The organism is Variovorax sp. GW823-FHT02B07, assembly GCF_058797695.1.
The window spans coordinates 213,645-238,365 of sequence record NZ_JBXAJX010000001.1 but is presented as its reverse complement, the minus strand read 5'-3'; the positions used below and the strand labels follow the sequence as shown (position 1 = coordinate 238,365).

Genomic DNA, 24,721 nt, shown 5'->3' with positions numbered 1-24,721 from the left:
AGACGAAAGCTCAGAGGAACAGGCGCACGTCGCCCAGCCCGATGCTGGCGCCCGAGGCCAGCTCCAGCGTGACGCCGCCGGCGCCCTGCTTCACGGCGGCCACCTGCGAGAAGGTGAGCGCGGTGGCCTTCACCGTGGTGCCGTTGTTGCTGGCATCGACCGTGAAGCGGTAGGCACCCGGCGGCACCGCCACGCCCAGGTCGTCCTTGCCATCCCAGGTGACGGCGTTGACGCCTTCCTTCATGGCGCCCGCGTCGAGCGTGCGGATCACCTTGCCGGTGCTGTCGACGATCTTGATCTCGACATCGGCGGCGGTGCCCGGCAGCTGCACGGCGAAGGCCTGCGTGGCGGGGTCCTTGCCGTCTTCAGGCTTCTTGGTGGTGAGCACGTCGCCGGGCGACAGCACGTTGTAGCCGATGAGCGAGGTGGCCTGCAGCAGCTGGTTGGCGCCGGTCTGGTTGACCAGGCCGGAGAGCGTGGCGTTGAGCTTCTCGATGCCGCTCACGGTGCTCATCTGCGCGAGCTGCGAGGTGAGCTCGGCGTTCTGCATCGGGTTGAGCGGGTCCTGGTTGTTCAGCTGCGTGACCAGCAGCTTGAGAAAGCGCTGCTCGCTGTCGGCACTGGAGACGTTGTTGTTGCTGTTCGCCGCCGTGGGCGCGTTCAGCCCGCTGATGGACGAGGTGTCGGAGAGGGCCATGGGGTCGGGGTTCTTCCTGCGGGAGGCGCGTGTGCGTGCGTGGGTTACTGGCCGATGGTCAGCGTCTTGACCATCAGCGTCTTGGCGGTGTTGAGCACCTCGACGTTGGCCTGGTAGCTGCGCGAGGCCGAGATCATGTTGGTCATCTCCTCGACCACGTTGACGTTGGGCATCGCCACGTAGCCCTGCGCATTGGCGTGCGGGCTCTTGGGGTCGAACACGAGCTTGGCGGGTGACGGGTCTTCGATGACACCCGCCACCTTGACGCCGCCGATGTCGCGGCGGCCCGAGGCCGCCACTTCGAACACCACCTGCTTGGCGCGGTAGGGCTGGCCGTCGGGGCCGGCCACGCTCTCGGCGTTGGCGAGGTTGCTCGCGGTCACGTTCATGCGCTGCGATTGCGCGGTCATGGCGGAGCCCGCCACATCGAAGATGTTCATGGCTGTACCGCCGACAGGAGCGACTTGATCTTGGCGTTGATGAGAGTCAGGTTCGACTCGTAGCGCAGCGCGTTGTCGGCGAAGGCCACGCGCTCGACGTCCATCTCGACCGTGTTGCCGTCGAGGCTGGACTGGTGCGGCACGCGGTACAGCAGGTCGTCGCCGGCCGTGGCCTGCGCCTGGCCCGCGAGGTGGCGCGACGAGGTGGTGGCCATCGACACCGACGAGGCGGCGCGGCCGCGCTCGACGGCGTCGCTCAGGCGCGCGCCGAAGTCGAAGTCGCGCGCCTTGTAGTTCGGCGTGTCGGCATGGGCGATGTTGGCCGCGAGCACCTCCTGGCGCTGGGCCCGGAGATGGAGCGCTTCGCGGTGGAAGCGAAACGCCGCATCCAGCTTGTCGATCATCTTTGTTCCATCTGTTGAGGCGTCGCCAGTGCACGGGGCGCAGCGACCGATGGAAAGCAAGTCTATGCATGCGGCGCGTTGGCAATCGCCCGAACAAAGGGGGGTTTCGCCTGCTGCTCGCACCTTCGCCAGCGGGGTGAATTCATAAGAATCCAGGGGCGCCGGTTGCGGCTTTCCTGCACCGGCGACCTCATTTTTCTGGCCCTCTTCTTTCGCTTTCGATGACCCTCTCGCCGCTTCGCCAACGCCTGCTGCGCACTGCCTGCGCGGTGGGGCTGTCGTGCGCGACGTCGACCGGTGCGATCGCAGGCGACGCGGCCGCGAAGGCGGTCGAGACCTACCTCCAGGTGCAAAGCGCCGGCCTGCCGGGCAAGGTCACGGTCAGCCTCGAAGGGCGCGGCACCGAGGCCCTGCCCGCGTGCGAAGCGCCCGAGGTGTTCCTGCCGCCGGGCGTCACGCCGTGGGGCCGCATCTCGGTGGGTGTGCGTTGCCATGCCGAGCGGCCGTGGACGCGCTTCGTGCAGGCGCGTGTCGCGGTCGAAGGCCGCTACCTGGCGGCGGCGCGCGCCATCGACGCGGGCCGGGCACTGGGCGCGGGCGACGTGGTCGAGCGCACCGGCGACCTCACGCGGCTGCCGCGCTCGGTGGTCACCAGCGCGGCCGAACTGGTCGGGGTGGTGAGCGCCAACCGCGTCGCGCCCGGCGCTCCGATCCGCAAGGAGCTGCTGCGCGGCGTCGCCGTGATCCAGCAGGGCCAGGCCGTGAAGGTGGTGGCGCAGGGGCCGGGTTTTGTCGTCAGCACCGAGGCCAAGGCCCTGAGCGGCGCCGCGGTGGGCGCGGTGGTGCAGGCCAGGACGCTGGACGGCCGGGTGATCCGCGGCGTGGCCGACGAGGAAGGACAGGTCCGGCTGGTGCAGTAGCGGCCGCCGCGTTGGCGCAGGCTTCACTTCATGCACGCCCTTCCTAAAGTTCTTGCACCGGCTGCCGATATACGGGTCAGCCCCTGAGGAATCACCTTGAAAATCGATCCCACCGCCCCTTCGGCCACGCCCCTGCACCGCACGCCCGCGCCGGGCGCGCCGGCTCCGTCGACGCCCGCCGAGGCCGTGCAGCGCCCGAAGGAAGCGGCGCCCGTCTCCGCGCTCGTCCATGCGATGCCCGCCGCCGTGGGGGGCAGCGATTTCGACGCCGCACGCGTGGCCGCGATCCGCGAGGACATCCGCGCCGGCCGCTACGAGATCCGCCCCGAGCGCATCGCCGACGGCCTGCTGGCCAGCGTGCGCGAACTGCTCGCACCGAAGGGCGAGGCATGAGCACCTTGCTGGCGCACCTGCGCGCGGAAGCGGGCTGCATCGGGGAATTTCTCGTGGCGCTGGACCAGGAGGCGCAGGCCATGTCCGCCAGCGACTTCGACGCGCTGAACGCCATCGCCGGCCGCAAGACCGCGCTGCTGGACCGCATGGCCGAGCTCGACCGCCAGCGCGAATCGCTGCAGGCGGCGCAGGGCTTCGCGCCCGGCCGCGCGGGTGCGGATGCCGCCGCGGCCGCGGGCGGTGCGCCGACGCGCCAGGCCTGGAGCGAACTGCTGGCGCTCGCCGAAGACGCGCGCAACCGCAACCTGCACAACGGCACGCTGGTGTACGCGCACCTGGACTTCACGCAGCAGGCGCTGCACTTCCTGCAGGCCCGCGCCCAACCCTTCTACGGCCCCGACGGCGTGCGCAAGACGCAGCCCGGCGCGGGCACCCGGCTGGCCGCCGGCTGAATCGCAGCCGTGAACGCGTTCGCACGTTTCGCCCCCCGACGCACCGCGATCCTGCGGGTGCTGATGCTGTGGCTCGCGTGCGCCGGCGCCCATGCCTTCGAACTGGCGCCCGCCGTGCGCCCGGACGACGCCATCAACCTGGGCCAGCTGCACCCGGTGCGCGCGGCCGTCGGCGAGACGGCGCGCATCGCCTACTCGGGCGCGGCCATGGCCATTGCCATGTCGGCCGCCTACGTGCCGACGTACCGCCCCGGCGAACAGGCGATCGGCCTGGCCTTCGGCAGCTACCGGGGCTATTCGGCCGCGGCGCTGGGCTTCAAGCGCAGCTCGGGCGACGGCGACATGGCCTGGGGCATGGGCGTGTCCAGCACGGGCCGGGACTGGGGCTTCAACGCGGGCATCGGCTGGAAGCTGCCGCGCAGCACGGCCGCCGCCCGCCCCTGAGCCCACGCCGTCGCCCCGGGACGCCCTTCACCACCTTCCCATGGATGCCACCGACATGAAGACCTCTCCTGCCACGCCAACGCCCCGCCACGAGAAGGTCGCACGCCGGGGAGCCCGCGCGTGATGGCCGCGCAGCTGGGCGCGCGCCGCATCGCGATGGTGGGCTGCGACGAGGCGCAGCAGGCCGGCTGGGGCAACCGCCTGCGCCTGATGGGCTGCGATCCCGTGTGCTTCGACGACAGCACGGACTTCCTGCTGGCCATCACCCAGGGCCTGCAGTTCGGCCTGCTGCTGGTGGTGCTGAAGGACGAAGGCGCCTGGCCGATCCTCACGGCGATGTGCCGCGCGCTGCGCATTCCCATCTTCCTGGTGGCGCGCGCCTCGCAGCGCGACCTGCTGGTCGACATGCTGTCGGCCGCGGGCGGCGAGACGCAGGGCGCGAGCATCGACTTCGCGGTGCTGCCCGTCGACGAGTTCGAGGTGGAGTTGCGCGTGCGCGAATCGCTGCGGCGCAACCGCACGCTGCTGCAGCCGCACGCCACGGCCGCGTGCTTCGGCGACTACCAGTTCCTCGGCGAGCGCCGCGTGGTGGTGTGCCACGGCACCGAGGTGCGCCTGAAGCCGCGCGAGTTCGAACTCGCGCTGCTGCTGTTTCGCAACGCCGGCCGGCTGCTGGAGCGCGACTGGCTGCTGGCCTCGCTGTGGGTGGACGCGCGCATCGAACGCACGAGCCGCACGCTGGACTGCTGCGTGGCCAGCATCCGCCGCAAGCTGTCGCTGCACAAGGGCGGCGAGTTCGTGCTGGTCTCGGTGTATGGGCGGGGCTACGAACTGCGGCACATGCCGGCCGCGCGGTGCGCGTCGAACGTCGACGAGGCGCCGCTGATCGACACCGCGGACTTCCCGGACACCTCGAACGAGCCCGTGTGGCTCGGCGAAAGCGCGCGGGCCTGAGCATGCGCCCGCGCGACGAAAAAACCGTGACGACCTCCGGCCTCGAGGAACCACCCCGAAGGGCGGGTGCCGAAGCGTCCTCTACCAACGCCAGAAGACCGTCGCCGCCAGTATCCGCGCCTTACCTGAAGACAGGCTGAAGCCCCGCACAAAACCCTTCTGCTTCCGCACTCAGCCGCCAGTCAGTGAACGCACGTTCAATGGCGGGCACATCGTGAGGGGGAGATTCATTGCAGGACACCATGAGACTACTCGCAGAGGCATCGCTGATTCTTGCCCTGGCCATCGTCCTCGGCGGGTTGGTGCTCGGGCTGCTGGCGGGCCCGCAGGATTCCGACGACTAGTGGGGTGTCCGGGGTCGTGAAGGGTTGGCAGGTCAGTTCGCCCTGAAATAGATCCGCACGCCCGTGCAGATCGACATGCGCCATGTGTGTCGAGGTACCTCTTCTGCCGCGCGGCGGAAGTGCATGACTCCGGCCGATTGCGTCGTCGCACGCATGCCAAATCGCCTCAAAAAGCGCATCATCGTCATTGACGAACCCACGGTGCAGACTGTTCGCGAGGCAGAGCATGACTTGGTTCAAGAAGCTTTTCTGGATCGGCGCGGGACTCGCCGTGGGAGGCGGGCTTGCCCTGTTCGTGCTGGACGAATTGAAGACGTCCCGGCTGCAATCGGCCCTGTGGCGCGACTTGGCCGAGGGCGCCCGCTTCAGCGTCGAAGACGGTGCCAGCGACGCCATCCGCTTTCCCCGGACCGGGCCCTACGACGAGCGGCTGGGCTACCACCAGCTGCCGGGCTACATCGAGCGCCTGGCGCCGCAGGGCTATGTCGTCACCCGCCAGGCCCGCATGTCGCCGCGGCTGATCGAACTGCAGGACTACGGGCTCTTCGCGCCCTACCGTGAGAAAAACCAGGCCGGCCTGACCGTGCGCGACTGCCGGGACACGGCGCTGCTGCACACCCGCGTGCCCCAGCGCGCCTACGAGCGCTTCGAGGAGGTGCCGCCGCTGCTGGTGAGCGCCCTGCTCTTCGTCGAGGACCGCCACCTGCTGGACGCGCAGCCGCTGCAGCGCAACCCCGCGATCGATCCGGAACGCTTTGCCAAGGCGACGCTCGAGCAGGCGCTGCGCGCGGTCGGCCTGGGCCAGACGGCGACGGGCGGCAGCACGCTGGCCACCCAGCTCGAGAAGTACCGCCATTCGCCGCAGGGCCGCACCGGGTCGGTCGGCGACAAGCTGCGCCAGATGGCGTCGGCCTCGCTGCGCGCCTACCAGGACGGCGACGACACGCAGGCGCGGCGCCGACAGATCGTCGTCGACTACCTCGACACCGTGCCGCTGGCCGCGCGCCCGGGCATGGGCGAGGTGCACGGACTGGGCGACGGCCTGTGGGCCTGGTACGGGCGCGACTTCGGCGAGGTCAATCGCCTGCTCGCCGACCAGGCGGAAGAGGCGGCAGCGCCCACGGACGAGGCGCTGCGGCAGCAGGCCGAGGCCTTCAAGCAGGCGCTGTCGCTGATGATCGCGCAGCGCCGCCCGTCGCAGCACCTGCTCGGCGACGGCGCCGGCCTGGCGCGGCTGACCGACAGCTACCTGCGGCTGATGGCCGAGGCCGGCCTGATCTCGCCCACGCTGCGCGACGCGGCGCTGCCGCTGTCCTTGCACCTGCAGCCACCGCTGCCGCCGACGCCCCGGCCCGACTTCGTGCAGCGCAAGGCCGCGACCGCGCTGCGCACCCACATCGGCACGCTGCTCGACGTGCCGCGGGCCTACGACCTGGAGCGCCTCGACCTCGAGGCCGAAACCAGCCTGGACGGCGAAGCGCAAGCGCTGGTGGCGCGCGTGCTGGCCGGGCTGCGCACGCCCGCCGCGACGAAGGCGGCGGGGCTGGTGGGCTCCCACATGCTCGACCCGGGCGCCGACCCCAGCCCGCTGATCTACAGCTTCACGCTGTTCGAGCGCAGCGCCGGGAGCAACCTGCTGCGCATCCAGGCCGACAACATCGACCAGCCCTTCGACGTGAACCAGGGCGCGCGGCTGGACCTGGGCTCGACCGCCAAGCTGCGCACCCTGGTGAGCTACCTGGAGCTCGTGGCCGAGCTGCACGCGGGCTGGGTCGACCTGAGCCCGGCCCAGCTGTCGGCGCTGGCGCCGAACCCGCGCGACCCGCTGGGCACCTGGGCCCGGCAGTACCTCCTGCGCGCCAAGGACCGCCGTCTTGCGCCGATGCTGGAGGCGGCCATGGAGCGCAAGTACTCGGCGAACCCCGGCGAGGCCTTCTTCACCGGCGGCGGCCTGCACCAGTTCGAGAACTTCGAGCGCTCACGCAACAGCAGCTCGATGACGGTGCGCGAAGGCTTCAAGCATTCGGTCAACCTGGTGTTCATCCGCCTGATGCGCGACCTGGTGCGCCACCGCATGTTCGGTGGCGCGTCGGGCGCCGAGCGCCTGCTGAAGGACCCTGCCGACCCGGGCCGGCGCGAGCTGCTCGCGCGCTTTGCCGACCGCGAAGGCTCGGCCTTCCTCACCCGCTTCCATCGCAAGTACCAGCACCTGCCGGCTGCGGACGCCGAAGCGCTGCTGCTGCGCGGCCTGAGGCCGTCGGCACCGCGCCTGGCGAGCGTGCTCTTCACCATCGAGCCCGAGGCCGACGACGCACGGCTCGATGCGCTCCTGGTGCAGCGGCTGGGCCGCGGCGCCGGCTCCCCGCGCGCCTTGGGCGCGCTGCGCAGCACCTACGCCGGCCTGTCGCTGGCCGATCGCGGGTATGTCGCGCGCGTGCATCCGCTGGAGCTCTGGCTGGTCGGCTACCTGCGGCGCCACCCCGGCGCCTCGCTGACCGAGGTGCTGGACGCGAGCGTGCGCGAACGCCAGGAGGTCTACGCCTGGCTCTTCAAGACACGCCACAAGAGCGCGCAGGACAGGCGCCTGCGCGAGCTGATCGAACTCGACGCCTTTGCGCAGATCCATCGCTCATGGCAGCGCGTGGGTTACCCGTTCGCATCGCTGACGCCGTCTTACGCGAGCGCGATCGGCGCGTCGGGCGACCGGCCGGCCGCCCTGGCGGAGCTGATGGGCATCCTCGCGAACGACGGCGTGCGGCTGCCCACGCAACGGGTCGGCGCCCTGCACTTCGCGCGCGACACGCCCTACGAGACACGGCTGGAGCCGCGCCATGCGAGCGCAGAGCAGGTGCTGCCCGCCGAGGTGGCCGCCACGGTGCGCCGTGCCTTGGTCGAGGTCGTGAACGACGGCACCGCACGGCGGCTGAAGGGCGCACTGGTGGATGAGAACGGCCGCGCCCTCGAGATCGGCGGCAAGACCGGCACCGGCGACCACCGCTACGAACAGACCGGCCGCGGCGGACGGGTGATTTCGCAGCGCAAGATCGACCGCTCGGCCACCTTCGTGTTCATGATCGGCGACCGCTACTTCGGCACGATCCTGGCCTACGTGCACGAGCCCCACGCCGCCCGCCACCGGTTCACGAGCGCGCTGCCGACCCAGCTGCTGAAGTCGCTGGGGCCGCAGTTGCTGCCCGTGCTGCAGCGCAGGGGGTGCGGGGAGCCGCAGCGGGCGCCATGAGGCGACATGGGCGGCCCAAAGACAAAGCCCCTGTAGCAGGGCTGCTACAGGGGCTTGAATCTGGAGGAGAGGGAGGGATTCGAACCCTCGGTACTATCGCTAGTACGCCTGATTTCGAGTCAGGTACATTCGACCACTCTGCCACCTCTCCGGTGCTGTCGAGCCTCAGATTATAGCCAGAAAAATCTGACTTTTGACGCCCTGCGCTTCAACCGCGCAAAACTTCGAGGCCGCCGAGGTACGGACGCAACGCCGCCGGCACGTGGATCGAGCCGTCTTCGTTCTGGTGGTTCTCCAGCACGGCGACCAGCGCGCGGCCTACGGCCAGGCCGGAGCCGTTGAGGGTGTGCACCAGCTCGTTCTTGCCTTGGGCGTTCTTGAAACGGGCCTGCAGGCGGCGCGCCTGGAAGGCTTCGCAGTTCGACACCGAGCTGATCTCGCGGTACGTGTTCTGCGCGGGCAGCCACACCTCGAGGTCGTAGGTCTTGGTGGAACCGAAACCCATGTCGCCGGTGCACAGCAGCACCACGCGGTACGGCAGCTCCAGCGCCTGCAGCACGGCTTCGGCGTGACCGGTCATCTGCTCGAGCGCGTCGTAGCTCTTCTCGGGGTGCACGATCTGCACCATCTCGACCTTGTCGAACTGGTGCTGGCGGATCATGCCGCGCGTGTCGCGCCCGGCGCTGCCGGCTTCCGAGCGGAAGCACGGCGTGTGGGCCGTGAGCTTGATGGGCAGCTGCGCCTCGGGCACGACCTCGTCGCGCACGAAGTTGGTCAGCGGCACTTCGCTGGTCGGGATGAGGTACAGCGCCGAATGGTCGGGCGCGGGCTCGCCGTCCTGGCCGCCCTTCTTCGCGGCGAACAGGTCGCCTTCGAACTTGGGCAACTGGCCGGTGCCGCTGAGCGTGGCCGCATTGACCACGTAGGGCACGTAGCACTCGGTGTAGCCGTGCTGTTCGGTCTGCAGGTCGACCATGAACTGGGCCAGCGCGCGGTGCAGGCGGGCGATCGGGCCCTTCATGACGGTGAAGCGCGAGCCCGAGAGCTTGGCGCCCATCTCGAAATCGAGCCCCAGCGGCGCGCCGAGGTCGACGTGGTCCTTGGGCGCGAAGGCCAGCGGCGTGGCGTTGGCGCCGGCGCCGCCCTGGGGCGCCCAGCGGCGCATCTCGACGTTGCCGGCTTCGTCTTCACCGAGCGGCACGCTGGCGTGCGGCAGGTTGGGCACGGCCAGCAGCAGCGCGTGCAGCTCGGGCTGGATTTCCTCGAGGCGCTTGGATTGCGATTCCTGCTCAGCCTTGAGCGCGTTGACCTCGGCCATGAGCGCGTCGACCGACTCGCCCTTGGCCTTGAGCGGGCCGATCTGCTTGTTCAGCGTGTTGCGGCGCGCCTGGATTTCCTCGGTGCGGGTCTGCAGCGTCTTGCGCTCGGCCTCGAGCGCGGTGAACGCCGAGACGTCGAGGTAGGGCTGGTTCTTCTTGCGTTTTTCGAGGCCGGCCACAGCGGAGGCCAGGTCTTTGCGGAGCAGGGTGATGTCGAGCATGGGGAGATTTTAGGTGGGCGCCCGGCCCGCGCCCGCCCTCCCCGCTCGCACGCCTGCGGCGACTCAGGCGACCGTGGCCGGATCGACGTTCGCCCCGCAGATGATCAGGCACACCTTCTCGCCCTCGCGCGGCACGTAGGCGCCGGTCTGCAGCGCGGCCAGCGGCAGCGCGGCGGCCGGTTCCACGGCGAGCTTCAGCTCCTTCCACAGCCACTGCTGGGCGGCGCGGATGGCCTCGTCGGACAGCAGCAGCGCGTCGCGCACCTGCTGCTGGGTGATCTCCCAGGCGATGGCGCCGATGCGGCGCGCGCCGAGCGAATCGGCCGCGATGCCGCCGACGTCCACGTCGACCGGCTCGCCGGCCTCGCGGGCGCGGAACAGCGTCGGGGCCTTTTCGGGCTCGAGCGCCACCACGCGGGCGCGCTGCTCGAACCAGCCGGCCAGGCCGCCGATCAGGCCGCCGCCGCCCACGCTCACCAGCACGGCGTCGGGCAGGCCGCCCTGCGCCTCGATCTCGCGACCGAGCGTGCCGGCACCGGCCACCACTTCGGGCTGGTCGTAGGCGTGGGTGAGCAAGGCGCCCGTTTCCTTCTGGCGCGCCAGGCAGGCGGCCAGCGCGTCGGGGTACAGCTCGCCGACCACGACCACTTCGGCGCCCAGCGCCCTCAGGCGCGCGCGCTTGGCTTCGGGCGACACGCCCGGCAGGAACACCTGGCAGGGCACGCCCAGCGCCTTGGCGGCGGCCGCCGTGGCGATGCCGGCGTTGCCGCCCGAGGCCACGATCACGCCCGCGGCGGGGATGTCGTTGGCCAGCAGGCGGTTCATCATGCCGCGGGCCTTGAAGCTGCCGCTGACCTGCATGTGCTCCAGCTTGAGCCAGACTTCGGCGCCCGGCGCGGCCACGCCCAGGGCGGCGGCCGGCAGCTTCCACAGCGGCGTTTCACGCAGGAAATGGCCGGCGCGTTCGCCCAGCCTGCGGGAGGCGCTCTCGATGTCGGAGCGCCAATCGGTGTTTTTCATGATGTTCAGGAGATGTGCCCAGGGGGCGGGATGTCGTCGAGCTTGAGGCCCTTGGGAAGCGGGAACTTGATGGTTTCCTCGATGCCGTCCATCTTGCGCACCGACACGGCGCCGAAGGCGCGCACGCGCTCGATCACCTCGTGCACCAGCACCTCGGGCGCCGAGGCGCCGGCGGTGAGGCCGATGCGCGACTTGCCCTCGAACCATTCGGGCTTGAGTTCGTCGGCCGAATCGACCATGTAGCTCTCGGTGCCCAGGCGCTGCGCCAGCTCGCGCAGGCGGTTGCTGTTGGAGCTGGTGGGGCTGCCGACCACGATCACGAGGTCGACCTGCGGGCTCATGATCTTCACCGCGTCCTGGCGGTTCTGGGTGGCGTAGCAGATGTCTTGCTGCTTGGGCTCGCGCACGTTCGGGAAGCGCGCGCGCACGGCGGCGGCGATCTCCGCGGCGTCGTCCACGCTGAGCGTGGTCTGCGTGACCACGGCGAGCTTCTCGGTCTGCAGCGGCGAGGCGTTGGCCACGTCGGCCACGTCCTCCACGAGGTGGATGCCGCTCGACAGCTGCCCCATCGTGCCCTCGACCTCGGGGTGCCCCTTGTGGCCGATCATGATGAATTCGTAGCCCTCTTTGGCGAGCTTGGCCACCTCGACGTGCACCTTGGTCACGAGCGGGCAGGTGGCGTCGAAGATCGAGAAGCCGCGGTCGCGCGCCTCCTGCTCCACGGCCTTGCTCACGCCGTGCGCGCTGAACACCAGCGTGGAGCCGGGCGGCACGTCGGAGAGCTCCTCGATGAAGATCGCGCCCTTGGCCTTGAGCTCGTTCACCACGTAGGTGTTGTGCACGATCTCGTGGCGCACGTAGATCGGCGCGCCGAACTTGGCGAGGGCGCGCTCGACGATCTCGATGGCGCGGTCCACGCCGGCGCAGAAGCCGCGCGGCTCGGCCAACAGGACTTCTTCGATGTTCGGGTTCATAGCACGCCGATCAGCTTCACTTCGAAGGTGACGGGCTGGCCTGCCAAGGGGTGGTTGAAGTCGAAACGCACGCCGGTCTCGTTCGACTCGACGACCGCGCCCGCGTAGCTGCCCGAGCCGTCGGGCGTGGGGAACTGCACCACGTCGCCGACGGCGTACTGCTCGTCGGGGTCGCCCATCTGGGCCAGCAGCTTGCGCGCCACCCATTGCTGCATGTCGGGGTTGCGCTCGCCGAAGGCCTCGCCGGCGGGCAGCTCGAAGGTGGCGTGCGCGCCCTCTTCCATGCCCATCAGGCGCTGCTCCATGGCCGGCGAGAGCTCGCCGGTGCCCAGCGACAGCGTGGCGGGCTTGTCGGCGAAGGTGTTGATGATGTCGCCCGCCGGACCGGCCAGCCGGTAGTGCAGGGTCAGGAAGGAGCCGGAAGTCACAACTTGGGACATGGGTGCAGCGAAGGTGGGCAAAGACGAGGGAGGTGTCCCGATAAACTGACCCTCATTTTAAGGATCGGGGCAACATCTCGCCCCGGCCCAGGTTTCTGCAGGGTTTCATGGCATTCAAGGATCTCCCTCTCGACGCCCGGCCGCGCGAAAAGCTCATCGCGCGGGGCGCCGCCGCGCTGGCCGACGCCGAGCTGCTGGCGCTGCTGCTGCGCACCGGCGTGGCCGGCAAGAACGTGCTCCAGCTGGCCCAGCAGCTGCTCGAACGTTTCGGCGGGCTGTCGGGGCTGCTGCACACCGCGCCCGATGACCTCAAGGCGGTCAAGGGCATGGGCGGCAGCGCCAAGCGCTCCGAACTCACGGCCGTGCTCGAACTGGCGCGCCGCGCCATGGGCGAGCGCCTGAAGGAGCGCACGGTGTTCGACTCGCCCGAGGCGGTCAAGCAGTACCTGCAGATGCACATCGGCTCGCGCCCGCACGAGGTGTTCGCGGTGCTGTTCCTCGACGTGCAGCACCGCCTGCTCACGCTCGAGGAGCTGTTTCGCGGCACGCTCACGCAGACCAGCGTCTACCCGCGCGAGGTCGTCACCCGCGCCCTGCACCACCAGGCCGCGGCCGTGGTGCTGGCCCACAACCACCCCAGCGGCAGCATCGAGCCCTCGCGCGCCGACGAATCGCTCACGCAGACCCTGCGCGCCGCGCTGGCGCTGGTCGACGTGCGCGTGCTCGACCACGTCATCGTGAGCCCGGGCCAGAGCTTCTCGATGGCGGAACGGGGGCTGCTCTGATGGCGTCGTCTTCTTCGCGTCCCCCGGCCCTGAAGAACCTGGCCGACCTCAAGCAGGTGCAGCGCGTGCTCGCCGAAACCCGCGAGCGCGAGGCCGCCGAGGCTGCCGCGCGCGCCGCGGCCGAGCGCAAGCGTGCCGCCGAGAAAGACCTGTTCACGCGCGCCATTGGCGCCACCGAACCGCTGCGCCGCAAGGCCGCGGTGGCGCTCGCACCCGAGCCGCCCGCGCCCATTCCGTTCCAGCACCAGCTCGACGAGCAGCGCGTGCTGCGCGAGTCGCTGTCCGACGAGTTCGACGTGACCACGCTGCTCGACGTCGACGACGCCATGAGCTTTCGCCGCCCCGGCATCGGCACCGATATCACGGCGCGGCTGCGCAAGGGCGACTGGTCGATCCAGGGGCAGGTCGACCTGCACGGCCTGCGCAGCGACGAGGCGCGCGAGGCGCTCGGCGGCTTCATCCGCAACGCCCACAAGCAGGGGCTGCGCTGCGTGCGCGTGGTGCACGGCAAGGGCCTGGGCTCGCCCGGCAAGCAGCCGGTGCTCAAGACCAAGACGCAGCGCTGGCTGATCCAGAAGAACGAGGTGATCGCCTTCGTGCAGGCCAAGCCGGCCGAAGGCGGGGCCGGGGCGCTGGTGGTGCTGCTGGCGCCCGTGCGGCGCTGACACGGCGCCGCACGGGCCCTGCCCTTACTTGCTCAGATCGACCTTGTAGACCGAGCGGCCCTTGCCGCTTTCATCGTCCGCCTTCAGCAGCGAGATGTTCGTCAACCCCGCGTCCGTGGCCGCGCTCAATTGCCCCGGGCCCGACGTGATCGTCACGTTGCCCGCCGTCGTCACCTTGGTGAAGCGCCAGCTGCGCGCCGCGCCGTCGGCCGCGCGCGTGATGGTCTTCTTCGCCTTGATGTACGCAATCAGCACGTCGCGGTTCGCATCGGGCGAGGCGTAGATCGTCGCGCGCCCGTCCAGCGCCGGGATGAAGCTCGCACCGCTGGTCGCGCGGTAGTTGTTCGTGGCAATGACGAACTCCTTCGCCGGGTCGATGGGCGCGCCCAGGTACATGAGGTTCTTGATGCGGCTGCCCACGGCCTGCGTCACGTCGATCTCGTACTGCATGTCGGGCGTGGTGAACATGTCGAAGTTGTAGCCCGGGAAGGTGCTGATCAGCGGCTGGTCGGTCGTGAGCGCCGGGTCGATCCTGTTGAAGCGCTTGGCCGCGGCCTCGAGCCAGCCCTTGATCTCGGCGCCCGTCACCTTCACCGCGTACACCGTGTTCGGGTACAGGTACAGGTCGGCCGCGCTGAAGATCGCGAGGTTGCCCACGGCCACGTCGGTGTAGTCGCGCCCGCCTTCGAAGCCCGACTTGAAGGGCGCGCTCACCGACAGCACCGGCAGGCCCGCGTACTGCGGCAGGCTGGCCTGGATGTAGGTCTTCACGTAGTCGGCCTGGGCCTGGTTCACGATCTGGATCGCGCCCGGGTCGCCCACGTCGGCGAAGAAGGTGTTCATGCGGAAGTCGGTGCTGCCGATCGGCGTCTTCACGTAGTCGATCGCGGCCTGGTGCTGGGTGTCGACCAGCGGTGCCACGCTCGGGTCGGCATCGACGTACACGGCCTTGCCCGCGCCGTCCTTGCCGGTCTGCGTGGAGCGCGCCTCGACCAGCGTCTTGCTCTTGTCCACGCCCCAGGCCTTGCCGTCCCACACGAGTTCGAGCTTCACGAGGCCCAGCGCCTTGCCCCACGAGCTGGGCATCACGGCCGGCACGCCGTTGACGGTGCCGGCGGCGTTGTCCACGCCGGGCTGCGTGTAGCCGGGCTTGGCACCGCGGTCGGGGAACAGGCCGTGCTGGTGGCCCATCATCAGCACGTCGATGCCGGGCACCTTCGACAGGTACAGGCCCGGGCTTTCCATGGTCGGCGAGTACGGCGAGGCGTCGAGGCCGCCGTGCTGCAGCGCCACGACGATGTCGGCGCCCTTCTCGCGCAGCTCGGGCACGTAGCGCTTGGCCGCTTCGACTGCGCCTTCGGTGCGCAGCTTGCCTTCGAGAAAGCGCTTGTCCCAGTTCATGATGCCGGGCGTGGTGAAGCCGATCACGCCGACCTTCACCGGCACCGTCACGCTCTTGCCGTCCGGCGCGGTGGCGGTGAACTGCTTGGTGACGATGGTGTACGGCGCCACGAGCGGCTTGCCGCTCTTGAGGCTGTGCACGTTGGCCACCACCATCGGGAAGCTCGGGCCCGCGCACTTCTTGTTGCCGTCCACGCCCTCGACATCGAGGCCGCCGCCGAGCACCTGGTTGAGGAAGTCCAGGCCGTAGTTGAACTCGTGGTTGCCCAGTGTGCCGGCGTCGTAGCCGGTGGCGTTCATCACCTTGTACATCGACAGCGGCTGCGTGCACGGGATGCGGTTGACCAGCGCTTCGTAGTCGGCCAGCGCGGTGCCCTGGATGGTGTCGCCGTTGTCGAACAGCATCGTGTTCGCGAACTCCTTGCGCGCGGCGTTGATGAGCGTGGCGGTGCGCTCGTAGCCGTACGACTTGTCTTCGGCGAGCTTGAAGTAGTCGTAGCTGCGCACGTTGAAGTGCAGGTCGGTCGTTTCGAGCAGCGCGACCGTGGTGCGCGTGCCGGCGGCCACGGGCGCCGGGGCAGGCGCGGGCGCAGGAGGCGGAACGATCGGAGGGAATGTGGTGCCGCCCCCGTTGCCACCGCCACAGGCGGTGAGCACAGCGACCAGGACGGCGGCACAGGTGGACATGGGGGCGAGGCGCGCCAGCGACGCGGCCACTGCGTTGTTCATCGAGAGGTCTCCCTGCGGATATGAGGAAGGACCAGTCTCCGAAAGCTGGGTGACAGACCGGTGAATCCAGGCCTGCCGTGCAGCGCCGTTGCGACAGCAGTTACGCCAGGTGGTTCTTTAGTGGTACCGCCGCGTCCGCCACCGCTTCGGGCGCGGGGCTGCGGCCCGCTTCGAGCAGCTTGCGGCTCATCATGTGATCAACCGGCGCGTTCACCGATTCGACGCACACGAGCTGGCCGTCGACGTAGTGGAACAGCGAAAACGCCTCGGGCTTCGGCCCCGCGCGGCGCACGCTCACCAGGCCCGGCGTGCCTTCGGCCGGCATGAGGCCCGCCATCTGCAGACGCAGGCCGCCCTGGTCGGACCAGAACCACGCGACCGCGTCGTGATCGCGCGCCGCGCCGGTCAGCGTGGCCACGGCCGTGCGTGCCTGGTCGTTCGCGTTCTGCACCGATTCGAGCCGCAGCGCGCGGCCCGCGCGGCGGTCGGGGAAGCGCGTGCAGTCGCCCACCGCGAGCACGTCGGCCGCGCTGGTCCGCATGTGGCCGTCGACCACGATGCCGTCGGCGCACTCGAGGCCCGCGGCCTGCGCGAGCGCGGTCTCGGGCACCGCGCCGATGCCCAGCAGCAGCAGGTCGATCGGCTGCTTCACGCCGTTGACCTCGACCGACACGAGCCGGTCGCCCACGACCTCGAAGGCGCCGGTCTGCGCGCCCAGCACGATGTCGATGCCGGCCGCGCGGTGCGTGGCCAGCACGTGCGCCGACAGCTCGGGCGACACGGCGCGGCCCAGCAGGCGCGGCGCGCATTCGATCACCTGCACGCGCTTGCCCAGCGCCTGCGCGGTGGCCGCCACTTCGAGGCCGATGAAGCCGCCGCCCAGCACCGTGACCTGCTGCGCCTCCGCCAGTCGCGTGCGCAGGCGATGTGCTTCGTCGGCGGCGCGCAGGCTCGCCACGTTCTCCAGGCCTTGCGGCAGGCCAGGCATCTGGCGCGCGCGCGTGCCGGTGGCCAGCACCAGGCGCTCCCACGGCAGCACCGCGCCCGAACGCAGCGTGACGGTGTGCGCCTCGCGGTCGATGGCCACGGCGGCGTCGCCCAGGTGCAGCGTGATGCCCGCTTCGCGGTACCAGTCGGCGGCCTTGTGCGGCTGCGTGGTTTCGTCGGCGCTCTTGAGGAAGGCCTTCGACAGCGGCGGGCGGTGATAAGGCTCGCAGGCCTCTTCGCAGACCAGGTGCACGCGCGCGCCCAGCCCGGCTTCCGCCAGGCCCGCGCAGAGCTGGGCCGCGGCGTGGCCGCCGCCGATGATGACGATGGAATTCATGGAGAACAGTCTTTCGGGAATCGTTGTCGGGGTCACTCGCCGCGGTTGCGCATCCAGTCGGCGGTTTTGAAGAAGGAATCGCGCAACCTCGCGCGCAAGTCTTCAGGCACGCCGGTCTCGCCCATCGCCTGGTCCATGCAGGCCAGCCACTGGTCGCGTTCCTTGATGCCGATGGTGTGGCCGCCGATGGCCTGCGGCAGGTGCCGCGCGCGCAGCATGGGGTGGCCGAAGCGGTCGGTGTAGTGCGCGGGGCCGCCGAGCCAGCCGCACAGGAACCAGAACAGGCGCTGGCGCGCGTTGTCCAGGTCGGTGCCGTGCACGGCGCGCAGTTGCGCGTAGGCCGGCTCGAGGTCCATCAGGTCGTAGAAGCGCTCGACCAGCGCCTCCACCTTCGGCTCGCCGCCGATCCACTCGAAGGGCGTGCCGGCGGGCGGTTTGTCTTGAATCTGCATGAAAGCGAGTATCCCTTCGGGGGCACTCTAGAGTTGGATCAGATCGGGAATGCCCACATCGGTGCTCACGTCGGCCGTGTAGTCCACGCCCTCGACGGCAAAGCCGAACAGGCGCAGGAACTCGGTCTTGTAGCCCGCGAAATCGGTCAGCGCGTTGAGGTTGGCGTCGGTGACCTGCGGCCACAGTTCCTGCACGCGCGCCTGCACCTGCGGCGCCAGTTCCTTGTAGTCGGCGCGCAGGCGACCTTCGTCGTCCAGGTGCGGCGTGGCGCCGTACAGGCTGTCGGCGTACAGGCCGTGCACCTGCTCGATGCAGCCTTCGTGCGTGCCTTCGGCCTTCATCACCTTGAACAGCAGTGACAGGTACAGCGGCATCATCGGGATGGCCGAGCTGGCCTGCGTGACCACCGCCTTCAGCACCGACACGCGCGCGTCGCCACCCTTGGCCGCCAGCTGCGCGCGGATGTCCAGCACCTTCTCGTCCAGATCCTTCTTGGCGGCGCCGATGGAGCCGTTCCAGTAGATGTCGTGGGTGATCTGCTCGCCCAGGTAGGTGAAGGCCGTGGTCTTGGCACCGTCGGCCAGCACGCCGGCCTGCTGCAGCGCGTCGATCCACATCTGCCAGTCTTCGCCGCCCATGACGGCGACGGTGTTGTCGATCTCTTCCTGCGTGGCGGGCTCAAGCACCGATTCCTTCACGGTCCCGCTGTCGGTGTCCAGGCCGCGCAGCGTCACGGCCTTGCCGATGGGCTTGAGCACGGAGTTGAAGACCTGGCCCGTCTTCGGGTGCGTGCGGCGCGGCGCGGCCAGGCTGTAGACCACGAGGTCGACCTGGCCGAGGTCGGCGCGGATGGTCTCGATGGCCTGCTGCTTCACCGCGTCGGAAAAGCCGTCGCCGTTGATCGTCTTGGCGTAGCGCCCTTCGGCCGTGGCGGCGCGGTGGAAGGCGGCGGTGTTGTACCAGCCGGGCGAGCCGGGCTTGGTCGCGCTGCCCGCGCGCTCGAAGCACACGCCCAGCGTGTCGGCGCCGCAGCCGAAGGCCGCGGTGATGCGCGCGGCCAGGCCGTAGCCGGTGGACGCGCCGATCACCAGCACGCGCTTGGCGCCGCCCGCGATGGGGGGCCTGGCTTTGACGTACTCGATCTGTTGCCGGACATTGGCTTCGCAGCCCACGGGGTGGGTGGTGACGCAGATGAAGCCGCGCACGCGGGGTTGGATGATCATGAAAAGCTCGCTCGGTAAGACATTCGGGGGACGGCGGCGGGGCACGTCGCGGCGTCGCGAATTTAACCCAGCCGGCAACAGGCCGATTCATCAGCCCCATATGCATATGTCGATTGACGATTTAATAATCTTGGGTTTTATTGATATGGTTCCGGCCTGAATTTCACTCTGGAGAGAGGACGATCCCCACCATGCGCCACACCCTGCTTGCCGCGGCCCTTGCCGCTTCCGCCCTGCTGACCGGCGTTGCCGCCCACGCGGACCAGCTCGCCGACATCAAGAAGAAGGGCGAACTCGTGGTCGGCGTGCTCGGCACCGACGAGCCCGCCACCTTCATCGATCCGAAGACGCGCCAGATCGTCGGCTACGAGGTCGACCTGGTGAACGCCATCGCCAAGAAGATCGGCGTGAAGCCGGTGCTCAAGCAGATCGCCGTGGCCGCGCGCATTCCCGAGCTGCAGCAGGGCCACGTGGACCTGGTGGCCGCCGGCCTCACGCACAACAAGGAGCGCGAGGCGCAGATCGACTTCTCGCTCACCACCTTCGTCACCGGCCAGAAGGCCATCGTGAAGAAGACCAGCGGCATCACCGAGGTGCCGCAGCTCGGCGGCAAGAAGGTGCTGACCATCCGCGGCGGCACGCAGGAACCCAACATCCGCAAGGCCGTGCCCACCGCCGAGGTCGTGACCTTCGACACCAGCCAGCAGGCCTTCCAGGCGCTGCAGCAGGGCAAGGGCGTGGGCTACGTGGACGACGAGGCCGCGCTGCTGCGCAGCTACGCCAAGCTGGGCCCGCAGAAGGCGCAGTACGTGGTGCTCAAGCAGAACCTGAGCACCGAGTCGCTGGCCATCGGCATCAAGAAGGGCGAGAGCGGCCTGAAGACGGTGGTGGACGACACGCTGCGCGAGCTCGAGAAATCGGGCGAGGCGCAGAAGATCTTCCTGAAGTGGTACGGCCCGAACACGGCATCGGGCTTCCAGACCCGCGACTTCAAGCTCGAGACCGACAAGATCGACTGAGCCCGCGCGCTCGGCACACCAGGGGCGGGCCGCCATGCGACCCGCCCTTCGCTTTTGAGCGGCACGGCGCGCATGCGTACCATGTGCGCCCCGGCGCCTTTCGCCGTGCCTCCCGTTTCCCATGCCCCTGTTCGACTATTCGCTGCTGCTCACCGGCCAGTACCACGACATGCTGGTCGCGGGCCTGTGGCTGTCGCTGCAGCTGCTCGCGGTCTCGCTCGTCTTCGCGCTGCTGCTGGCGCTGGTGGTGGCGCTGCTGCGGCTCTCGCCGCTGGCGCCGCTGCGCTGGCTCGGCTTTGCGTACGTGGAATCGATCCGCAACATCCCGCTGCTGGCCCACATGCTGTTCTGGTATTTCGGCGCGCCCGAGCTGCTGCCCGAAGGTATCAAGACCTGGCTCTATGAAGGCCACATCGAGGCCTACAGCGCGATCGTGGCGCTGTCGCTGTACACGGCGGCCTTCATGGCCGAGGACATCCGCAGCGGCATCCGCTCGATCCCGGCCGTGCAGTTCGAGGCCGGCCGCGCACTGGGCTTCAGCTTCCTGGCCACCATGCGCCGCGTGGTGCTGCCGCAGGCGCTGCGCGTGACCGTGCCGCCGCTCATCTCGCAGACGCTGAGCCTGTGGAAGAACACCTCGATCGCCACGGTGATCGGCGTGGCCGAGCTGATGTACCAGGCCGGGCAGGTCGAGAGTGCGACCTTCCGCAGCTTCGAGTCGTTCGCGTTCGCGAGCGCGGCTTATCTGACGGTGTCGCTGGCCATCACCGGGCTCGCCACCTGGTACCACCACCGGTTCCCGGTGCGGACCATCTGAAGGCGGCGCGCTGATGCTTGAAATCATCCACGACTACTGGGTCTACTTCCTCATCGGCCAGTACCCGAACGGCCCGCTCGGTGGCCTGGTGCTCACGCTGCTGCTGGCCTCGTGCGGGCTGGTGCTGGCGCTACCGCTGGGTATCGTGCTCGGCCTGGCGCGCGTGAGCCCGTGGCGCTGCGTGCGCTGGCCCGTCACGACGCTGGTGTTCGTGGTGCGCGGCCTGCCGCTGTTGATGGTGATCTTCTGGGCCTACTTCTTCCTGCCCAGCGTCACGGGCGTGAAGACCGACCAGTTCACCACCATGCTGATCGCGCTGGTGATCTTCGATGCCGCCTACCTCGCCGAGATCGTGCGCGCCGGCATCCAGGGCCTGCCACGCGGGCAGATGGAAACCGCGCGCGCGCTCGGCCTGAGCTACTTCGGCGCGATGCGCCTCGTGGTGCTGCCGCAGGCGCTGCGCAGCATGCTGCCCTCGCTGGTGAACCAGTTCGTCTCGACCATCAAGGAGACCTCGCTGGGCTACATCATCGGGCTGGCCGAGGTGTCGTTCATCGCCACGCAGATCAACACGCAGGTGTTCACCAAACCGGCGCAGATCTACCTGATCCTGGGCCTGACCTACTTCATCCTGTGCTTCGGCCTCTCGCGCTTCGCCTACTGGCTGGAGCGCCGGCTCGCCCGCCGCGGCCTTCCCGCCGCGCCTATCAAGGTGCCCGCATGATCGAACTCCAACAAGTCAACAAGTGGTACGGCAGCTACCACGCGCTGGTCAACGTGACCGAGACCATCCACAAGGGCGAGGTGGTCGTGGTGTGCGGGCCTTCGGGGTCGGGCAAGTCGACGCTGATCCGCACCTTCAACCGGCTGGAGCCGATCCAGTCGGGCCGCATCACGCTCGACGGGCAGGACATCCACGCGCCGGGCCTGGACGTGAACGCGTTCCGCTCGCGCATCGGCTTCGTGTTCCAGCAGTTCAACCTGTTCCCGCACCTGAGCGTGCTGCAGAACTGCACCATGGCGCCGATGCAGCTGCACGGCCTGTCGCGCAAGGAGGCCGACGCGGGCGCGATGGCGCTGCTGGAGCGCGTGGGCCTCGCGAACAAGGCCAACGCCTGGCCCGGCGAGCTGTCGGGCGGCCAGCAGCAGCGCGTGGCCATTGCGCGCGCGCTCGCCATGAAGCCGCCGCTGATGCTGTTCGACGAGCCCACCAGCGCGCTCGACCCCGAGATGGTCGGCGAGGTGCTGCTGGTGATGCGCGACCTCACGCGCGACGGCATGACCATGGTGTGCGTGACGCACGAGATGGGCTTCGCGCGCGAGGTGGCCGACCGCGTGCTCTTCATGGACCAGGGCCAGGTGCTCGAACGCGCCACGCCCGACGATTTCTTCAACCGCCCGCAGCACCCGCGTGCGCAGCAGTTCCTGTCCGACATCCGTTCGCCTTTTTCGAGAGACGCATGACCGACCAATCTCTTCCCCTCATCGACGTCGCCCCGCTGGTGGCCGGCACGCCCGAACGCGAACGCGTGGCGGCGCAGATCGGCGACGCCTGCCGCGCGCACGGCTTCTTCTACGTCACGGGCCACGGCGTCGACGCCGCACTGATCCAGCGGCTCGAAGACCTGAGCCACCAGTTCTTCGACCTGCCCGAGGAAACCAAGATGCAATGGCGCATGGCCCTCGGCGGCCGTGCCTGGCGTGGCTTCTTCCCGCGCGGCGGCGAGCTGACCTCGGGCCGCCCCGACTGGAAGGAAGGCCTGTACCTGGGCACCGAGCTGCCCGCCGACCACCCGCTGGTGCTGGCGAAGACGCCGGTGCACGGGCCGAATCTCTTTCCCGACGTGCCGGACTTTCGCGAGACCATCCTCGCGTACATGGACGCCGTCACGCAGCTGGGCCACCGGCTGATGGAAGGCATCGCGCTGAGCCTCGGCCTGCCCGCGAGCTACTTTGCCGAGCGCTACACGGCCGACCCGCTGATCCTGTTCCGCCTCTTCAACTACCCGACGCAGGCCGTGCCCGAGGGCTTGGACGTGCAATGGGGCGTGGGCGAACACACCGACTACGGCCTGCTCACGATCCTGCACCAGGACACCGTGGGCGGCCTCGCGGTGCACACGCCGGGCGGCTGGATCGACGCGCCGCCGGTGCCCGGCGCCTTCGTCTGCAACATCGGCGACATGCTCGACCGCATGACCGGCGGGCTCTACAAATCGACGCCGCACCGCGTGAAGCGCAACACCTCGGGCCGCGACCGGCTCTCGTTTCCGCTGTTCTTCGATCCGAACTTCGAGGCCCGCGTGCAGCGCATCGAGGGCCTGGCCGGCGCCGACGCGCTGGACGACAGCGCCGAGCGCTGGGACCGCGCCAACGTGCACGCCTTCAGCGGCCGCTACGGCGACTACCTGCTGGCCAAGGTGTCGAAGGTGTTCCCGCAGCTGCGCGACGAGGTGCTCTGAACTGAACCCGGGCCCTGACTTCCTCAGGGAAACCAGCGCGGCACGTGCGGCATCGCATCGTGCAGCGAATCGAGCACCTGGAAGGCCTGCGCGACGATCGCCTCGGGCGGGTGCTTGAGGTCGGGCACCACCACCACGCGCATGCCGGCGGCCAGCGCGGCCTTGGCGCCGTTCTCGCTGTCCTCGAAGGCGACGCAATCGGCAGGGTCCACGCCCAGGCGCTCGGCCGCGAGGCGGTACAGCGCCGGGTCGGGCTTGGCGCGCGCGACTTCGTCGCCGCCCGCGAAGGCCTCGAAGTGGTGGAGCACGTCGAGGCTGCCCAGGCAGGCCGCGATCTGGCCGCGCGTGGACGACGAGGCGACCGCGCAGCGCGTGCCGCGTCCGCGCAAGGCGGCAAGCAGCTCGGCCGCGCCGGGCTTGATGGGAAAGAGCGGTCGGACATCGCCTGCCACACGTTCCAGCTGCAATGCGGCGGTCACCTGCGCCGCCGCATGCTGGTAGGCGGCTGAGCCGCCGAGCAGCGCCGCAAGGATCTGCTTCGATTCGCTCATGGCCAGCCCCACGCATTGCAGGTACTGGGCGTGCGAAAGCTCGACATCGAGCGTGCGGGCCGCGGCGATCCAGGCGGCCATGATGGGGCGCTCCGAATCGATCAGCAGCCCATCCATGTCAAAAATGGCGGCGGTGAACATGGGGTCGATCCTAAGCTAGGGCGCACCGTCACTTAGACATGGACACTCATCCGTCAAGCGCTCCGGCGGAAGCTGGAAAATAAGACTGACATTTCCGGAGAAATCATCTTCGGCTTAAGGCTTTCAAGCGTAGGAATCGGCTCCTGCTCGATGTCTGCGTCATGCATTTCAGCTTGATGGTTGTCGACAGTCCACTTCGAGCCAAGGACGCTGATGCCCGTCTCGCAGGAGCACGCCCGCAAGAGCTCGACGCAACGATTGCACAGAACCGCGGGGCGATCACGATGCTACAGGCCGTGGGTCCCGTGGTCACTGAGCACCGAGGAGGGCGGGGAGCGCTCATTGCTGCCGAGCGCGCTGAAGAGCGCGCAAAACTGGAGCGCGTACAAGTCTTGATCACGCAGTGCGCTTGCCGACGTGGAAAGTCATGCATGCGTAAGGCTCGCGCCCGCCGGGACGCAAATGCCGGTCAAAAAAAGCCACCCGAAGGTGGCTTGGCGGTGACAGTATCAACCAGCCTTCTGAGCTTGACCAAACAGCTAGGCGGCTGAGGCGTGTTGACCAGCGTCGACCTGCACCAACATCCGGGCGAGAATCGAACCGCTATTTAGATTTCTGAGGAACAGATGTCATTCCAAGATCGACTGATCCTGCCCGATGGCCAGACCTTGAAGCACGTGAGCTCTAGAGAGAAGGGCTTCATGGGCGAGACAGATGTGGACACCTATGACGTAGTGAACGCCGCTGGCACTGTCGTAGGGCGCGTGGTTTACGAAAAACACATCGCGGTCAAAGGCTTCAAGGTTACGGAGAGCGTCGAGCAGCGCGATGCGACAGGCAAGGTTATCGTCGAAGCGAGCTGGCACCCCAAGGACTAGCTGCCCCTCG

At 69.1% G+C, this 24,721-nt stretch carries 26 protein-coding genes and 1 tRNA gene; 14 read left to right on the top strand and 13 right to left on the bottom strand.

Annotation, left to right across the window (positions count from 1 at the left end; genetic code table 11):
• Positions 1-10: 10 nt before the first annotated feature.
• From AC1RGU_RS01225 to flgB, 3 genes are read right to left on the bottom strand one after another with little or no spacing between them, the layout of a single operon-like run.
• Positions 11-697 (bottom strand): flagellar hook assembly protein FlgD, encoded by a 687-nt coding sequence (locus tag AC1RGU_RS01225; RefSeq protein ID WP_070061527.1) that lies wholly within the window; start codon positions 695-697, stop codon positions 11-13.
• 44 nt (positions 698-741) lie between these two features.
• A complete protein-coding gene (gene flgC / locus AC1RGU_RS01220) occupies positions 742-1,137 on the bottom strand; it encodes a flagellar basal body rod protein FlgC (RefSeq protein WP_307586288.1) in 396 nt (131 codons plus the stop codon).
• Positions 1,134-1,541, bottom strand: coding sequence for a flagellar basal body rod protein FlgB (gene flgB, locus AC1RGU_RS01215; protein WP_159274363.1), 408 nt, complete (start codon positions 1,539-1,541; stop codon positions 1,134-1,136). The genes flgC and flgB overlap by 4 nt, the downstream gene beginning before the upstream one ends.
• Before the next feature lie 221 nt (positions 1,542-1,762).
• On the opposite strand from flgB, the gene flgA reads away from it, so the two are divergent.
• The 6 genes from flgA to AC1RGU_RS01185 all read left to right on the top strand — a co-directional run bounded on the left by flgA (position 1,763) and on the right by AC1RGU_RS01185 (position 8,289).
• Positions 1,763-2,461, top strand: a complete 699-nt coding sequence (gene flgA, locus AC1RGU_RS01210) for a flagellar basal body P-ring formation chaperone FlgA (protein ID WP_492694183.1) — start codon at positions 1,763-1,765, stop codon at positions 2,459-2,461.
• A gap of 96 nt (positions 2,462-2,557) precedes the next feature.
• The gene (flgM, locus tag AC1RGU_RS01205; protein ID WP_070061524.1) at positions 2,558-2,854 is read left to right on the top strand and encodes a flagellar biosynthesis anti-sigma factor FlgM; all 297 of its coding nucleotides are present in this window, start codon (positions 2,558-2,560) and stop codon (positions 2,852-2,854) included.
• The gene (locus tag AC1RGU_RS01200) at positions 2,851-3,306 is read left to right on the top strand and encodes a flagella synthesis protein FlgN (protein ID WP_235926751.1); all 456 of its coding nucleotides are present in this window, start codon (positions 2,851-2,853) and stop codon (positions 3,304-3,306) included. Before flgM ends, AC1RGU_RS01200 begins: the two co-directional genes overlap by 4 nt.
• Before the next feature lie 9 nt (positions 3,307-3,315).
• Positions 3,316-3,750 carry a YadA-like family protein gene (locus tag AC1RGU_RS01195; RefSeq protein ID WP_492694181.1) on the top strand — a complete coding sequence of 145 codons (435 nt, stop codon included), beginning with the start codon at positions 3,316-3,318 and terminating at the stop codon, positions 3,748-3,750.
• Between the two features lie 123 nt (positions 3,751-3,873).
• Positions 3,874-4,704: a response regulator transcription factor gene (locus AC1RGU_RS01190; protein WP_492696433.1), complete on the top strand. Its 831-nt coding sequence runs from the start codon at positions 3,874-3,876 to the stop codon at positions 4,702-4,704.
• Between the two features lie 570 nt (positions 4,705-5,274).
• Positions 5,275-8,289, top strand: coding sequence for a transglycosylase domain-containing protein (locus AC1RGU_RS01185; RefSeq protein ID WP_492694179.1), 3,015 nt, complete (start codon positions 5,275-5,277; stop codon positions 8,287-8,289).
• Between the two features lie 61 nt (positions 8,290-8,350).
• Here the strand turns inward: AC1RGU_RS01185 and AC1RGU_RS01180 are convergent.
• The 5 genes from AC1RGU_RS01180 to AC1RGU_RS01160 form a co-directional block, all read right to left on the bottom strand.
• Positions 8,351-8,440, bottom strand: a tRNA-Ser gene (locus AC1RGU_RS01180).
• A gap of 57 nt (positions 8,441-8,497) precedes the next feature.
• Positions 8,498-9,829, bottom strand: coding sequence for a serine--tRNA ligase (serS, locus tag AC1RGU_RS01175; RefSeq protein WP_139700286.1), 1,332 nt, complete (start codon positions 9,827-9,829; stop codon positions 8,498-8,500).
• A 63-nt stretch (positions 9,830-9,892) separates the two neighbouring features.
• Entirely contained in the window at positions 9,893-10,849 is a 957-nt protein-coding gene (locus AC1RGU_RS01170; protein WP_492694177.1) for a threonine/serine dehydratase, read from the bottom strand.
• A gap of 5 nt (positions 10,850-10,854) precedes the next feature.
• A complete protein-coding gene (gene ispH, locus AC1RGU_RS01165; RefSeq protein ID WP_095743996.1) occupies positions 10,855-11,823 on the bottom strand; it encodes a 4-hydroxy-3-methylbut-2-enyl diphosphate reductase in 969 nt (322 codons plus the stop codon).
• Positions 11,820-12,263: an FKBP-type peptidyl-prolyl cis-trans isomerase gene (locus tag AC1RGU_RS01160; protein ID WP_062469447.1), complete on the bottom strand. Its 444-nt coding sequence runs from the start codon at positions 12,261-12,263 to the stop codon at positions 11,820-11,822. Before AC1RGU_RS01160 ends, ispH begins: the two co-directional genes overlap by 4 nt.
• A 107-nt stretch (positions 12,264-12,370) precedes the next feature.
• Between AC1RGU_RS01160 and radC the strand changes: the two genes are divergently transcribed.
• Both radC and AC1RGU_RS01150 read left to right on the top strand, forming a co-directional pair.
• A complete protein-coding gene (radC, locus tag AC1RGU_RS01155; protein ID WP_062469128.1) occupies positions 12,371-13,048 on the top strand; it encodes a RadC family protein in 678 nt (225 codons plus the stop codon).
• A complete protein-coding gene (locus AC1RGU_RS01150) occupies positions 13,048-13,713 on the top strand; it encodes a Smr/MutS family protein (RefSeq protein WP_062469125.1) in 666 nt (221 codons plus the stop codon). Before radC ends, AC1RGU_RS01150 begins: the two co-directional genes overlap by 1 nt.
• Positions 13,714-13,737: 24 nt before the next feature.
• Here AC1RGU_RS01150 and AC1RGU_RS01145 read toward each other — a convergent pair whose 3' ends face one another.
• The 4 genes from AC1RGU_RS01145 to fabV form a co-directional block, all read right to left on the bottom strand.
• Positions 13,738-15,801, bottom strand: a complete 2,064-nt coding sequence (locus tag AC1RGU_RS01145) for a bifunctional 2',3'-cyclic-nucleotide 2'-phosphodiesterase/3'-nucleotidase (RefSeq protein WP_492696432.1) — start codon at positions 15,799-15,801, stop codon at positions 13,738-13,740.
• 142 nt (positions 15,802-15,943) lie between these two features.
• The gene (locus AC1RGU_RS01140; RefSeq protein ID WP_492694175.1) at positions 15,944-17,167 is read right to left on the bottom strand and encodes an NAD(P)/FAD-dependent oxidoreductase; all 1,224 of its coding nucleotides are present in this window, start codon (positions 17,165-17,167) and stop codon (positions 15,944-15,946) included.
• A 32-nt stretch (positions 17,168-17,199) separates the two neighbouring features.
• Positions 17,200-17,619: a group II truncated hemoglobin gene (locus AC1RGU_RS01135; protein WP_056578450.1), complete on the bottom strand. Its 420-nt coding sequence runs from the start codon at positions 17,617-17,619 to the stop codon at positions 17,200-17,202.
• Between the two features lie 27 nt (positions 17,620-17,646).
• Positions 17,647-18,843 (bottom strand): enoyl-ACP reductase FabV, encoded by a 1,197-nt coding sequence (fabV, locus tag AC1RGU_RS01130; protein WP_492694173.1) that lies wholly within the window; start codon positions 18,841-18,843, stop codon positions 17,647-17,649.
• Positions 18,844-19,034: 191 nt separating this feature from the next.
• Here fabV and AC1RGU_RS01125 point away from each other — a divergent pair, with 191 nt between their 5' ends.
• The 5 genes from AC1RGU_RS01125 to AC1RGU_RS01105 all read left to right on the top strand — a co-directional run bounded on the left by AC1RGU_RS01125 (position 19,035) and on the right by AC1RGU_RS01105 (position 23,141).
• Positions 19,035-19,862: an ABC transporter substrate-binding protein gene (locus tag AC1RGU_RS01125; protein WP_062469113.1), complete on the top strand. Its 828-nt coding sequence runs from the start codon at positions 19,035-19,037 to the stop codon at positions 19,860-19,862.
• A 121-nt stretch (positions 19,863-19,983) separates the two neighbouring features.
• Positions 19,984-20,679, top strand: a complete 696-nt coding sequence (locus tag AC1RGU_RS01120) for an amino acid ABC transporter permease (protein ID WP_492694171.1) — start codon at positions 19,984-19,986, stop codon at positions 20,677-20,679.
• A 13-nt stretch (positions 20,680-20,692) separates the two neighbouring features.
• The gene (locus tag AC1RGU_RS01115; RefSeq protein WP_492694169.1) at positions 20,693-21,403 is read left to right on the top strand and encodes an amino acid ABC transporter permease; all 711 of its coding nucleotides are present in this window, start codon (positions 20,693-20,695) and stop codon (positions 21,401-21,403) included.
• On the top strand, positions 21,400-22,143 hold the full coding sequence (locus AC1RGU_RS01110; protein WP_492694167.1) for an amino acid ABC transporter ATP-binding protein: 744 nt from the start codon (positions 21,400-21,402) through the stop codon (positions 22,141-22,143). The genes AC1RGU_RS01115 and AC1RGU_RS01110 overlap by 4 nt, the downstream gene beginning before the upstream one ends.
• Complete coding sequence (locus AC1RGU_RS01105) at positions 22,140-23,141, top strand: isopenicillin N synthase family dioxygenase (protein ID WP_492694165.1); 1,002 nt, start codon at positions 22,140-22,142, stop codon at positions 23,139-23,141. The genes AC1RGU_RS01110 and AC1RGU_RS01105 overlap by 4 nt, the downstream gene beginning before the upstream one ends.
• A 23-nt stretch (positions 23,142-23,164) precedes the next feature.
• Here AC1RGU_RS01105 and AC1RGU_RS01100 read toward each other — a convergent pair whose 3' ends face one another.
• Complete coding sequence (locus tag AC1RGU_RS01100) at positions 23,165-23,833, bottom strand: HAD family hydrolase (RefSeq protein ID WP_492694163.1); 669 nt, start codon at positions 23,831-23,833, stop codon at positions 23,165-23,167.
• 626 nt (positions 23,834-24,459) lie between these two features.
• On the opposite strand from AC1RGU_RS01100, the gene AC1RGU_RS01095 reads away from it, so the two are divergent.
• Complete coding sequence (locus AC1RGU_RS01095; protein WP_492694161.1) at positions 24,460-24,711, top strand: hypothetical protein; 252 nt, start codon at positions 24,460-24,462, stop codon at positions 24,709-24,711.
• The last annotated feature ends 10 nt before the right edge of the window (positions 24,712-24,721 follow it).